Source organism: Neogemmobacter tilapiae (assembly GCF_014652215.1).
Classification (GTDB): Bacteria; Pseudomonadota; Alphaproteobacteria; order Rhodobacterales; family Rhodobacteraceae; genus Neogemmobacter; species Neogemmobacter tilapiae.
In genome coordinates this window covers 39,505-51,700 of the sequence record NZ_BMYJ01000007.1, presented here as the reverse complement: position 1 = coordinate 51,700, position 12,196 = coordinate 39,505, and the positions used below count along the sequence as shown (strand labels likewise).

At 61.3% G+C, this 12,196-nt stretch carries 10 protein-coding genes; 2 read left to right on the top strand and 8 right to left on the bottom strand.

Going from position 1 to position 12,196, the window contains the following annotated elements; genetic code table 11:
• Window positions 1–2: 2 nt before the first annotated feature.
• From IE095_RS12100 to IE095_RS12080, 5 genes are all read right to left on the bottom strand, one after another.
• The gene (locus IE095_RS12100) at window positions 3–1,517 is read right to left on the bottom strand and encodes a tripartite tricarboxylate transporter permease (protein ID WP_189411931.1); all 1,515 of its coding nucleotides are present in this window, start codon (window positions 1,515–1,517) and stop codon (window positions 3–5) included.
• 2 nt (window positions 1,518–1,519) lie between these two features.
• Complete coding sequence (locus IE095_RS12095; RefSeq protein WP_189411930.1) at window positions 1,520–2,008, bottom strand: tripartite tricarboxylate transporter TctB family protein; 489 nt, start codon at window positions 2,006–2,008, stop codon at window positions 1,520–1,522.
• Window positions 2,005–2,949: a Bug family tripartite tricarboxylate transporter substrate binding protein gene (locus IE095_RS12090; RefSeq protein ID WP_189411929.1), complete on the bottom strand. Its 945-nt coding sequence runs from the start codon at window positions 2,947–2,949 to the stop codon at window positions 2,005–2,007. Before IE095_RS12090 ends, IE095_RS12095 begins: the two co-directional genes overlap by 4 nt.
• Before the next feature lie 805 nt (window positions 2,950–3,754).
• The gene (locus tag IE095_RS12085; RefSeq protein WP_229804753.1) at window positions 3,755–5,317 is read right to left on the bottom strand and encodes a hypothetical protein; all 1,563 of its coding nucleotides are present in this window, start codon (window positions 5,315–5,317) and stop codon (window positions 3,755–3,757) included.
• A 303-nt stretch (window positions 5,318–5,620) separates the two neighbouring features.
• Window positions 5,621–6,646: an ABC transporter substrate-binding protein gene (locus IE095_RS12080; RefSeq protein ID WP_189411927.1), complete on the bottom strand. Its 1,026-nt coding sequence runs from the start codon at window positions 6,644–6,646 to the stop codon at window positions 5,621–5,623.
• 54 nt (window positions 6,647–6,700) lie between these two features.
• Here IE095_RS12080 and IE095_RS12075 point away from each other — a divergent pair, with 54 nt between their 5' ends.
• Together IE095_RS12075 and IE095_RS12070 are read left to right on the top strand one after the other, a co-directional pair.
• The gene (locus IE095_RS12075; protein ID WP_189411926.1) at window positions 6,701–7,372 is read left to right on the top strand and encodes a response regulator transcription factor; all 672 of its coding nucleotides are present in this window, start codon (window positions 6,701–6,703) and stop codon (window positions 7,370–7,372) included.
• Window positions 7,365–8,714 carry a sensor histidine kinase gene (locus tag IE095_RS12070; protein ID WP_189411925.1) on the top strand — a complete coding sequence of 450 codons (1,350 nt, stop codon included), beginning with the start codon at window positions 7,365–7,367 and terminating at the stop codon, window positions 8,712–8,714. Before IE095_RS12075 ends, IE095_RS12070 begins: the two co-directional genes overlap by 8 nt.
• A 6-nt stretch (window positions 8,715–8,720) precedes the next feature.
• On the opposite strand, the gene nadC is transcribed toward IE095_RS12070, so the two are convergent.
• From nadC to nadA, 3 genes are read right to left on the bottom strand one after another with little or no spacing between them, the layout of a single operon-like run.
• Window positions 8,721–9,566 (bottom strand): carboxylating nicotinate-nucleotide diphosphorylase, encoded by an 846-nt coding sequence (gene nadC / locus IE095_RS12065; protein WP_189411924.1) that lies wholly within the window; start codon window positions 9,564–9,566, stop codon window positions 8,721–8,723.
• A complete protein-coding gene (locus IE095_RS12060; RefSeq protein WP_189411923.1) occupies window positions 9,567–11,108 on the bottom strand; it encodes an L-aspartate oxidase in 1,542 nt (513 codons plus the stop codon).
• Entirely contained in the window at window positions 11,105–12,157 is a 1,053-nt protein-coding gene (nadA, locus tag IE095_RS12055) for a quinolinate synthase NadA (RefSeq protein ID WP_189411922.1), read from the bottom strand. Before nadA ends, IE095_RS12060 begins: the two co-directional genes overlap by 4 nt.
• Between the last annotated feature and the right edge of the window lie 39 nt (window positions 12,158–12,196).

The window sequence follows — 12,196 nt, the reverse complement described above, 5'->3', positions numbered from 1 at the left end:
TTTCAGTCCTCATCGCCTGCGACCTGCGCCAGAACCGCGCCCCGCCCTGTGTAACGCAGGATCAAGGGCACGATCAGGAATAGCGCGGCGACGGTCAGCAAAATCGCCGAAACCGGGGTCGATACCAGCGTTGACCAATCCCCCTGCGCAATCGCCAAGGCGCGGCGCAGTTGTTGTTCGGCCATGGGCCCCAGGATCAGCCCCACGACCACCGGGGCCACCGGATAGCCATACAGCCGCATCCCATAGCCCATCACGCCAAACAGGATCAGCATCCCCAACTCCACCGGCGAAGGGTTGACCCCGATGGTGCCCAAAGTCGCAAACAGCAAGATGCCCGCATAAAGCCAATGGCGCGGGATCGACAGCAGACGGATCCAAAGCCCGATCAGCGGCAGGTTCAGAACGACCAGCATCACGTTCGCAATCAACAGGCTGGCAATCAGACCCCAGACCAGTTCGGCATTGGTCACAAACAGCAAAGGCCCAGGCTGCAACCCGAATTGCTGAAACCCCGCCAGCATGATCGCCGCCGTCGCCGTTGTCGGCAGACCCAGAGTCAGCAGGGGCACCAGCGTCCCCGCCGCCGCCGCATTGTTCGCAGCCTCTGGCCCGGCCACGCCCTCAATCGCGCCATGGCCGAATTCCTCGGGCTTTTCCGCCAGCTTCTTTTCCGTCGCATAAGACAGAAACGAGGCCACATCCGCCCCACCCGCCGGCATCGCCCCGATGGGAAAGCCGATGAACGTGCCCCGGATCCAGGATTTCCACGACCGCCGCCAATCCTCGGCCGCCATCGTCACCCGCCCCTTGATCTGATGCATCCCGTCCGGCGGGGCCACCACCGCCGCCACCGCAAAAGCCTCACCAATCGCGAACAAGGCCACCGCCAGCGTCGTCGTCTCAATCCCGTCCATCAACTGCGGCACACCATAGGTCAGCCGCGCTGCCCCCGTCAGCCCGTCAATCCCCACGCAAGCCAAGGCCAGCCCGATGAACAAAGACGTCAGCCCCCGCAAAGCGCTGTCCCCAAAGGTCGCCGAAACCGTCACAAAGGCCAGAACCATCAGCGCGAAATACTCCCGCGGCCCCAGCGTCAAAGCCAGCTTCACCACCTGCGGCGCAAGGAAAGCCAGCAGCAAAGTCGCCACCAGCCCCGCCACAAACGACCCAATCGCCGCCGTTGCAAGCGCAGGCCCCGCCCGCCCCTTCCGCGCCATCTGGTTGCCTTCGATCGCCGTCACGATCGACGCACTTTCGCCCGGCGTGTTCAGTAGGATCGACGTCGTCGACCCCCCATACATCCCCCCATAATAGATCCCCGCGAACATGATCAGCGACCCCGCCGGATCCAGCCCATAGGTCACCGGCAGCAGCAAGGCCACCGTCAGCGCCGGCCCGATCCCCGGCAGCACCCCCACCACCGTTCCCAGCGTCACCCCGATCAGCGCATAAAGCAGGATCATCGGGTCCAAGGCCACCGACAGCCCCTGCATCAGCAGGTTAAAACTCTCCATCATCACCCCCCGAACACCAGACGTTCCACCGGCCCCGCCGGCAGGTTCAGGTTCAACAGCCCGTCAAACACCCCATGGATGCCCAAGGCCACCAGGAACCCCACCCCCACCGTCAGCCACAAGGGCCCCTTCCCGAACCCCCGCGCCGTCAGTCCGAACAGCATCGCCCCCGCGATCGCGAACCCCGCCCAATGCAGCAGCACCAGTTGCAACCCCAACCCCGTCAGGATCCACAACACCGGCCCCTTATTCTGCACCTCCGGTTCCGGCAAAGCCCCCCGGAACCCCGCCACCACCGTCAGCCCCGACAGCACCAGCAAGCCGTAAGCCACCATCCGCGGCACGTCCCCCGGACCCACCCCCGCATAGCCCCCATCTTGCTTTTGCCCTGCCGCATCCATCAGCAGCGCCAGCGCCATCGCTGCCAGCCCCGCCGCAATGACAAACGCCGCCCACTGGGGGCGGCGCTGCCGGCTTTCCAAGCCTCTCATTTCACCAGACCGATGTCGCGCAGGATCGCATCCGTTGCCGCAATATCCGCCTCAAGCTGCGCCGTGAACGCATCCCCCGCCAGATAGGTGTTCGACCAGCCCTTCGTCGCCAGCATTGTGTTCCACCCGGCCGAGGCATTCAGCTTTTCAATATCCGCCGCGATTTTCGCCTTCTGCTCATCGGTGATCCCCGGCGCTGCCGCCACCATCCGCCAGTTCTGCAACACCACGTCATAGCCCGCTTCTTTCAGCGTCGGCGCATCCACCCCTTCCAGCCGCGCATCGGAGGACACCGCCAGCAGACGCATCGTTCCCGCCTTCACCTGCTCCGAAAACTCCCCAATCGACGAAACCCCCGCCGTCACCTGGTTCCCCAGGATCGCCGCCAAGGCCTCACCGCCGCCCGAATAGGCCACATAGTTGATCTTCGTCGGGTCCACCCCCGCCGATTTCGCCAGCAAGCCCACCAGAATATGGTCCGCCCCGCCCGCCGAGCCACCCGCCCAGGACACCGAGCCCGGATCAGCCTTCATCTTCTCCACCAGATCATTGATCGTCATGATGTCCGACGACGCCGGAACCACAATCGCTTCGGTATCCCCCGTCAGCCGTGCAATCGGCGTCACGTCTTTCAGGCTGACCGGCGAGCCGTTCGTCAGGATCGCCCCCACCATCACATAGCCGCCCACGATCAGCTTGGTCGGATCGCCCGCACTGTCCGCCGCAAACTGCGCCAGACCCACGGTGCCGCCCGCGCCCGGCACATTGATCACTTCGACCGAGGGCGCAATCCCTTCGGCCTGCATCACCTCTTGGATCGACCGCGCCGTCCCGTCCCAACCCCCACCGGGGGCCGCCGGGGCCATGATCGTGTAATCTTGAGCATATGCGGGAACCGCAAGAGCCACGGCCATCGCCGCGCCCAACAGGACGTGTTTCATTGTCTTTCCTCCCTAGGGGGCTTGCACCCCGAATCAAACGGGGAGTCCTCCCTCCCCGACAGGCCGAGGTTGGCACGGCAAGCTGACATGAAGCTGACATGGGGGGCGTAGGGTGCGCATTCATGGCGCACCACAACCCACACCCCGCCGGGACACCGCACAACGCCTGTTCAACGCGCTCCCCCTCCCCCTCGTGGGGAGGGGTCAGGGGTGGGGGCGCCGTAGGGTGGGTGAAACCCACCATCCGAACACACCCCTCCGCGCCCACCCAAGCAGGGGCCAGCGCCTGCCCGTGGGATGGCGCGACAACGGCCCGTCGGTGCGCTTTATGCTGCCCAGTGCATCCCCGATCTGATCAAGGCACTGACCGCACCCAAGCGCCAGCCCGCCGGAACGGGCAGGCGCTGGCCCCTGCGCCTTTGGCGCGCACCGGGGCCGGAAGAAGCGGGGCGTTGGGAAAGAGATAGAAAGGGCCGACGGCGCGGCACTATGGCCTGAGCAAAACATCTGCTACCGCGAAGCCTTCCCATGCTTCCAAGCGGTATAGACCATCCGCCCAACAGTGATGGGTGGAAAAACAAAGATCAAAAACAACAGCCCCCGCGTCGCCCGCGATGGTTCTGCATCCTGCAGGGCCAGCAGATAGAACACCGCCCCAACCAAGGACGGCAGAAACTCCTGCCGATGCGTGCGCCATGCGTGGCGGATTGGGTAATAGTTTAGATCATAAATAATAATTGACTATGAAGAGTAAGCCATAAAATACTTCAGAAACACAAAAGAGATTTGCGAATATTCAAATACTCTATTTTCTTCCCTTTCGCATCTTAGCCGCATGCCTTCGGCGATCCGCGCGGTTCATGGATTGCATTTTTCTTTTTCGCACCAAGACTTCTTTAACTTCTGGATACTCACGATCATCAATTTCCATCATTGCCATTTCCTTCTGAAATACGTTGAGATGGATGCAGTCTCTCTTTAAATTCATCAAAAAATCATCACTCCATGCAGATTGCTCTACATAAATCAAATCTTCCGAACTATTTTCGTGCTCGGGGGGCTCCATTGCTATCCCAATTATTCTCTTCAAGTGGGGAAATTTAACAAGAGTGGCCTGAGCATAAGTTAACATTAAACTCGACCTAAACATTCTATATTTTTCATAGCCACCTTTGTCGATCATCCACTCCAAGTATTTAACTGTCAAAATGAAAAAAGCTGTTTCAGATTCTTTCGTGCCAGATGGTGACATCATGAGTCTAAAGAATCTATCCTCCTTGAGGCCGTTTTGCAGTGCCCCCCAAATCGCTTCACCGTTTGTTCTTCGCTTGAATCTACTTTCTAACGCCATCCATCGCACAGCAATTTCATTTTCTCGGAGTTCAAAATCCATACCAGGTGGAGCCATAGAGGTTCCGCCCAACATGTGCTTCGTGAATTCCAATATCAAATGATCCCAAACGTAAGAAATTTGATCAGCGCTTTTCTTTGCTTGATACTGAGGATTCTTAATAAGGTCGGAGTATTTTGCTTTAGATAGGTCTAATTTTCCTGTAATTTTATCAACAATAAAATCATGATTGCCTTCCGGATTCGTGTTTGTAACATAGTGAGACAGCAAATTCTCTTCCCCTAGCACCCTCTCCATATTGCCAGATCTAAAGATTCGCTCCTTTGCCATCAAGTAGTCGGTAAAATCTCTAATGGTATCAAGTTCTCCCATCACTATTTCGAGCGATATTTCATCGAAGATATGTATTAAATTTCCTTCCGGGTCTAAATCTCCCACTACAAAAGGCTCAGCGTCACTTATATCATCTGGAAAGTGCTGATCGCCAGTAATTTTTGGATTCAGCGCCAGGCTGCCACTATGATTTGGGAAAAATCTTCTGCATTCCTCTGCAGCGCCGCCCGCTACTATCACTCTATGAATTTTTTGATTCTCAATAGGAGGCAAGTCAATAGGAAATGGAATTTCACACTTTCGATCAAGAAATATCCTATTTGGATGATCAGCAATCCATCTTTCTGCGCCATTTATTTGCCTTATTGCCTCTTTTATTGCCCTCTTGACCCACCTGCTCCAAGATAGATTAATATCACCTTGAGGCCAAGAATTTGTTTTTTCTGAAAAAATTATGATATGCTCGCCACAAACGACCAGCAAATCGCAAATCTCTTTTCCATCCCCTTCAGTTGCGCCTTTGGACCGTTGATCGCGGTAGGGGTTTGGATATGACCAGAGATTTAAGAAGGTGTAGTCTGAAAGTTTTGCAAGATATTTTTCACCAGGCGTAGACCCAATTTCTTTAACAATTGGCGGCCGAAGCAACTTCCGGTCATTGTCGATATCAATTTTTTGTATCATTCTAGCCTCGCATGGCCGATCCAAACCCATCATAGTGCCTATTTTTCTTATTATCTAGTAAGTTTACTTGCATCATTTCTTATTTTTCTTTAACATTGTCAGGCCATTACTTCGCAATTTATGCGGCAAAAGCGAGTTAACCACATCGCGTGCGCCCTCCAGAACGCGCGCCAGATCAGACCATTCCAGATAGGATTATCTAGGGAATAAGAGGTAACCGGCAAATTCAAGGCAAAATCACATTCAAACCCATGAATACATCAACAATCCCAACCCCTTACCCCCCATTTCACGCGTGAAAACCTACTCCACCGCCGCCTTCCACCGGGCCAGAACCCGGGCCCGGTTGGCCGGGTCCAGATAGGCCAGCAGGCCGGGGGAAACCGGAACCGGCCTCAACCGCGGCCCGAGTTCCCGGGCCATCGCCCCGGCACTGTCCCGGCCCGAAACTTCCAGCGAAACAGCGGGCAGCCGCAGTTTTTCGGCCAGCAGGGTCTGCCCCTCCCGCCCCATCAGAAAGGCCAGCATCGCCTGCCCCAGATCGGGCGCCCGTGCGGCCTTCGGGACCAGCCCGACCCGGCTCGCCACGACCACATAATCCCGGGGCAGAACGATCCCCAGATCGGGCCTGCGCGCCGCCTGATCCGTCGCGTAGGAACCCAGGATATTATAGCCCAGCAAAAGCTCCCCCCGCTCCACCCGGTCGATCACATCCTGCGAGGTCGGGAAAACCCGCACCCCCGCCCGACCCATCGCCTCCACCAGCGGCCAGATATCCGCGAAATGCTCCTGATCGCGGGAAAAGAACAAGTAACCGACGGCCGAGCGGGCGATATCATAGGTGCCGATCTTGCCCCGCGGGGCGGTTTCCAGCCAGCCCATCAGGGCGGCACGGGTATCCGGGGGGCCGTCGGGAAAGGAGGGGCGATGATAAACAATGACCGCCGGTTCAAAAGTCAGCGCAAAAGCCATGTCCCGCCAGTTTGCCCAGCGCGGCCAGTCCCCTTCCAAGGGGACATCGACAGCCAAAGCCTGCCCATCATTGGCCAGCTTCACCGTCAGATCCATGGCCGATGAAAAGATGAAATCCGCCGTCCCCTCGGGTTCGGCCAGCACCCGATCATAAATCTCGCCCGCCAGCAGTTCATCATAGACAACCGTCACGCCGGGGTTCTGCCCTTGGAAAGCCTCGATCAACGGGCGGGCAAGGGGGGCGTCGAGGGTGGAATAGATTGTCATACGGGCGGTTTCGGGGCTGGCCGGAAACAGCACCACCTCGGCGCGGGCCGGGGCGAGGGCGACGAAAAGGGGAACCAGCCAGCGGAACATGGGACAGGCTAGCAAGGGGCTTTCAAGGACGCAACGAAAGGCTTTAGATGGGCCATGCGGATCCTGCTTGTCGAAGATGACCTTCCCTTGGCCGAAGCCCTGACCAGCCTGCTGGCGGGGGCAGGCTATGCGGTCGACGTGGTCCATGACGGGGCCTCGGCGGAAACGCTGGCCCAGGCGGAGCGGTTTGATCTGATGATCCTGGACCTGAACCTGCCGGAAAAGGACGGGCTGGCCGTGCTGCGATCCCTGCGGGCGCGGCGGAACGGGGTTCCGATCCTGATCCTGACGGCGCGGGGCGGGCCCGATGAACGGGTGCTGGGGCTGGATCTGGGGGCGGATGACTACATGGTCAAACCCTTTGACGTGCGGGAGTTTGAGGCGCGGGTGCGGACGATCCTGCGGCGGCAGGGCGGGTTCGGGGCCTCGGTGATCCAGTTGGGGGGGCTGAGTTTCGATCAGACCGGGCGGCAGTTTTTGGTGGGTGGTGAGGCGATGACCCTGCCCGCACGGGAATTGGCGCTGCTGGAATTGTTCGTTCTGCGGGCGGGGCGGGTGGTTGGGAAAGAGGCCATCGTCCAGTCGCTGACCAGTCTGGAGGACAGCCTGTCGGACAATGCCATCGAACAATATGTCAGCCGTTTGCGGCGGCGGCTGGCCCCCTTGGGCCTGAACCTGCGGACGGCCCGGGGCCTTGGCTATATGCTGGAGAAGCCAGTTGACTAGGCCCGCCTCTCTGCGGTTCCGGCTGTTGTTCTGGCTGGTGCTGGCGACGGCCTGCATCGGGGTTCTGGCCCTGATCGACACGCGGGCCGAGGCGTTGCGGACCGCGCGGGACGTGTCCGACCGCGTGCTCGCGGGGGCGGCCTTGGCCATTGCGGAACGGGTCAGCGTCGATGCCGAAGGGGGCGCGCAGGTGGCGATCCCATTTTCGGCCTTGGATATGCTTTCTTCGGCGGCGCAGGATCAAGTCTTCTACCGGGTGGACGGACCGGGCGGCCTTTTGACGGGGTATGAAGAACTGACGCCGGCGGAGAATGGTTTTGCCGATGGTGAGATTGGTGGCGTCGCGATCCGTAAAGCCACCGTTCGTCGGGAATTGACCACCGGCGAGGGCAGTTTCGTGGTAACGGTGACCGTAGCAGAATCGACGCGGGCGCGAGAGGCTTTGGCACGGGCCATCCTGACGCGGTCGGCGCTGCGCTTGGTGCTGCTGATCGGCGGGGCAGCGGTGGTGGCGGCACTGGCGGCAACGCTGGCGCTGCGCCCGGCGCGGCAATTGAGCCAGACGATTGCCGAAAGGGCCGCCGGCGATCTTGGGGCCATCGTGGTCAAGGCTCCGGCCGAATTGATGCCGGTGGTCGAGGCGCTGAACGGCTTTCTGCTGCGGCTTCATAAGGCTTTGGCGGCGCTGCAAAGTTTTGCGGGAAATGCCAACCATCAGATCCGCACGCCGCTGACCGTGGCGCGCACCCAGATGGCCTTGGCGCGGCGGGCGACGACGCCCGAGGCCAGCCGGGCGGCCTTGGCCAAAGCCGATGCCGCGCTGATCCGGGCGGAACGGGTTCTGGCGCAATTGCTGGTGCTGGCGCGGTTGGGGGCCGAAGGGGCGGGGCCGAAACTGGTACCCGCCGATCTGGTGCAGGTGGCGCGGCAAGTGACCGAGGAACTGCTGCCCGATGCGCTGCGGGCGGGACATGATCTAGGGTTTGAGGGGCCGGATGGGGTGGTGACCGTGGAAACCGAGCCGGTGCTTTTGGGCGAGGCGTTAAGAAACCTGATCACCAATGCGCTTTACCATACACCGCCGGGGACCGAAATCACGGTGCGGGTCGAAGAGGACGGGGTTCTGGCCGTGCAGGACAATGGCCCCGCCCTGCCCGCCCCCTTGCTTGCAGAACTGACCCAGCGTTTGCAGCCTGACACGGGTGCGGCACCGGTGCGGATTGCCCAGCATGGGCTGGGGTTGATCATCGTGCGGGATATTGCGACGGCGCTGAATGGGTTCGTCCGGTTGAAGTCGGGGCCTGACGGGCGGGGGTTGATGGTTCGCCTGAAGGTTGGTTAAGGGCCGTCAGTCGAAATCCAGCCCGAGATCCAGCACCGGTGCGGAATGGGTTAACGCGCCCGCGCTGATGTAATCGACACCGGTCGTCGCCACCTCGGCAATGCGGGGCAGCGCCATATTGCCCGAAGCCTCGGTCACTAGGCGGCCTGCCACCATCTGCACGGCGCGGATCAGGGTTTGGGTGTCCATGTTGTCGAGCAGGACGACATCAGCCCCGCCCTGGGCCAGCACCTGTTCCAACTGGTCCAGACGATCCACCTCGATCTCGACGCGCATCATATGGGAGCGGGTCGCTTGGACGGCGGCCAAAACGGGCGCGACGCCACCGGCGGCAGCGATGTGGTTGTCCTTGATCAGAATGGCATCGCCCAAGCCATAGCGGTGGTTCGCCCCCCCGCCGTGCCGGACGGCAGCCTTTTCGACCAGACGCAGGCCGGGCGTGGTCTTGCGGGTGCAGGCGATGCGGGCCTTGGTGCCTTTGGTTTCTGCAACGAAGGCCGCCGTCAGCGTGGCGATGCCGCACATGCGCCCGGCGAAATTGAGGGCGACGCGTTCAGCCATCAGGATCGACTGGGCATCGCCGCTGACTTCCATCAACGTATCACCTTTTGCGCAGGCAGAGCCCTCTGCGAGATGGGTTGTGACCGTCAATCGCGCGTCGATCAGACGAAAGGCCAGTTCCGCGACCTGCATGCCCGAGACAACGCCAGCGCCACGCGACCGCAGATAGGCGCGCGCCTGGGTGCCCGCCGGAATGACGGCGCGGGTGGTGACATCGCCCCAAGGGGTCAGATCTTCGTTCAAGGCAGCGCGGACCAAGGGTTCCAGCAGGAATTCGGGGATATCGGTCATCTAGTGCTCCATCACGGCATCGGCGCGGATCATCTGGGCCTGCAACCAAGTCAAATGCGAGGGCTCGCCCCTGGGCAGGGTCTGAGCAAAGTCGCTGCGGCAATGCGCCCCCCGGGATTCACGCCGCAGCAGTGCAGCCGCCGTGATCATGGTGGCCGCAGCCAGCATGTTTTGCATCGCCAAGGGCTGATCGGGGCGATCCAGAGCGGCGAGCGCGGAAAGGGCACGGGTCAAGCCTTTAGCCTCGCGGACGACACCGACATGGTCGGTCATCAGGCGACGAAGCTGGGCGATGTCAGCCTCATCCGGGGTCATGGTCTGGCCCGAAAGGGTGATCTGGGCTGGGGCATCGCCTTGCGTTGTGACGGTTGCACCGACAGCACGACCGACGCGACGGCCAAAAACCAGCGCCTCAAGCAGACCATTGGAGGCGAGACGATTGGCCCCATGCAGGCCCGTACAGGCGGCCTCGCCACAGACCCAAAGGCCGGGCAGTGAAGAACGGCCCTGCCCGTCCACCGCGATGCCGCCCATGTGGTAATGCGCGGCGGCGGTCACGGGGATGGGTTCGGCCACTGGGTCGATGCCCGCCCGCAGGCAGGCGGCATGGACGGTGGGGAAATGCGCCGGAAGGTCAGGGCCTATGGCCTGCCGCGTGTCCAGCACCGGGCGGCGGTGGCTTTGGTTTTCCACATAGACGGCGCGGGCCACGATGTCGCGGGGGGCCAATTCAGCCTCGGGTACCACGTCCAGCATGAAGCGCTGGCCAAGGTTGTTCAGAAGGACGGCCCCTTCACCACGCAAAGCCTCGGTCGCCAAGGGCGCCGGGTCTTCGCCGGTGTCGATGGCGGTGGGGTGGAACTGGATGAATTCGGCATCGCGGATCACCGCCCCGGCCCGTGCCGCCATGCCCAGCATCTGGCCGCGAATGCGGTTGGGGTTGGTGGTGACAGCATAAAGCCCAGCCGCCCCACCGCCCGCCAGAATGACGGCAGGGGCGTGGATCGCCCCTTGGCCCGCCGCGCCTTCGACAGTCACGCCCACGGCGCGGCCCTGTTCGGTCAGGACGCCCGTCGCCAGAAGCCCGGTCATCACCTGAATATGGTGGGCCTTTTCCACAGCCGCGATCAACGTCGCCATGATCGCCGCGCCCGCCCTGTCGCCACCCACCCGCACCACGCGCGGCAGGCCATGCGCCGCTTCGCGCGAGAGGACATAGCCGCCCAGCGCATCGCGATCAAAGGGCGCACCAAGGGCGGCGAGGGCCGCGATCAGCTCGGGGGCTTCGGTCGTGACGACGCCCGCCACGGCGGCATCGACGAGGCCCGCCCCGGCACGGATGGTATCGGCCAGATGCAGCGCCGGGGCGTCGCCCTGCGCCATCGCGGCCGCGACCCCGCCTTGGGCCCAAGCAGAGCTTGCGCCAAAGCCCAAGGGTTCGGGGCTGATCACCAGAACCGGGCGGGGGGCAAGGGTCAGCGCCGCATAAAGCGCCGCAATCCCCGCGCCAACAATGACCACACGGTCGGTGTGGTTCGTCATACGGCCACCTGGCGCGACATTTCGATCATCCGTTCAACGGCAAGGGCCGCGCCTTTGATCAATTCGGGCGCAACATCAACCGGGGTGGTCATGGTGTGCAGCGACCAGAGCACCTTTTCCAACGTAATCATCTTCATATAGGGGCACATCATGCAGGGGCCGACGAAATCCACCTTCGGATGGGCATCGGCGATGTTCGAGGCCATGGAACATTCGGTGACAAGCAGTGCCTTTTGCGGCTGTTCACGACCCACATAGGCGATGATGCCCGAGGTTGAACCGGTATAATCCGCCTCGGCCACCACGTCGGGGGGGCATTCGGGATGGGCGATGATGCGCGTGTCGGGGTTCCAGTCGCGGAACTCGCGCAGCTCTTTCGCGGTGAATTGTTCGTGCACGATGCACGACCCTTCCCACCAGACGATTCGTTTGTGCGGCACCTGTTTCGCCACGTTCTGCGCCAGATACTGGTCGGGCAGCATGATGACGGTATCGGCGTCCAAGGCCGCCACGATCTGCGCGGCGTTGGAAGAGGTGCAGCAGATGTCGGAGGCCGCCTTCACCTCGGCTGTCGTGTTGACATAGGTCACCACTGGCGCACCGGGGTAACGGGCACGCATCTGGGCGACGCCTTCGGCCGTGATGGATTCGGCCAGCGAACAGCCCGCCTCCATATCGGGCATCAGCACCGTCTTTTGCGGATTCAGCACTTTCGACGTTTCCGCCATAAAATGCACACCGCACTGCACGATGACGCTGGCCTTCACCTCTTGCGCCTTGACCGCCAGTTGCAGGCTGTCGCCCACCACGTCGCAAATGCCATGAAAGACCTGCGGCGACATGTAATTGTGTCCTAGGATCACGGCATCACGTTCGGCTTTCAGCCGGTTGATCGCCACCACGTAGGGCGCATGGATCGCCCAGTCGGGGAAGGGCACAACACGGGACATGCCCTGCCAGATGTCCGAGGTCTGTTCCGCCAGTTTCAGGGATGGGGCCAGATCATAATGCCGCGCCAGTTCGGCGCGCATATGGGCAAGGTCAAGCATCAGGGCCCCCTTTCGTGCGGGAAGCAATGCGAAGTTGCA

Coding starts and splice junctions, on each gene's coding strand:
- IE095_RS12095 (WP_189411930.1), bottom strand. CDS start 2,008: ATGAGAGGCTTGGAAAGCCGGCAGCGCCGCCCCCAGTGGGCGGCGTTT.
- IE095_RS12080 (WP_189411927.1), bottom strand. CDS start 6,646: ATGTTCCGCTGGCTGGTTCCCCTTTTCGTCGCCCTCGCCCCGGCCCGC.
- nadA (WP_189411922.1), bottom strand. CDS start 12,157: ATGCTTGACCTTGCCCATATGCGCGCCGAACTGGCGCGGCATTATGAT.
- IE095_RS12100 (WP_189411931.1), bottom strand. CDS start 1,517: ATGGAGAGTTTTAACCTGCTGATGCAGGGGCTGTCGGTGGCCTTGGAC.
- nadC (WP_189411924.1), bottom strand. CDS start 9,566: ATGACCGATATCCCCGAATTCCTGCTGGAACCCTTGGTCCGCGCTGCC.
- IE095_RS12060 (WP_189411923.1), bottom strand. CDS start 11,108: ATGACGAACCACACCGACCGTGTGGTCATTGTTGGCGCGGGGATTGCG.
- IE095_RS12075 (WP_189411926.1), top strand. CDS start 6,701: ATGCGGATCCTGCTTGTCGAAGATGACCTTCCCTTGGCCGAAGCCCTG.
- IE095_RS12090 (WP_189411929.1), bottom strand. CDS start 2,949: ATGAAACACGTCCTGTTGGGCGCGGCGATGGCCGTGGCTCTTGCGGTT.
- IE095_RS12085 (WP_229804753.1), bottom strand. CDS start 5,317: ATGATACAAAAAATTGATATCGACAATGACCGGAAGTTGCTTCGGCCG.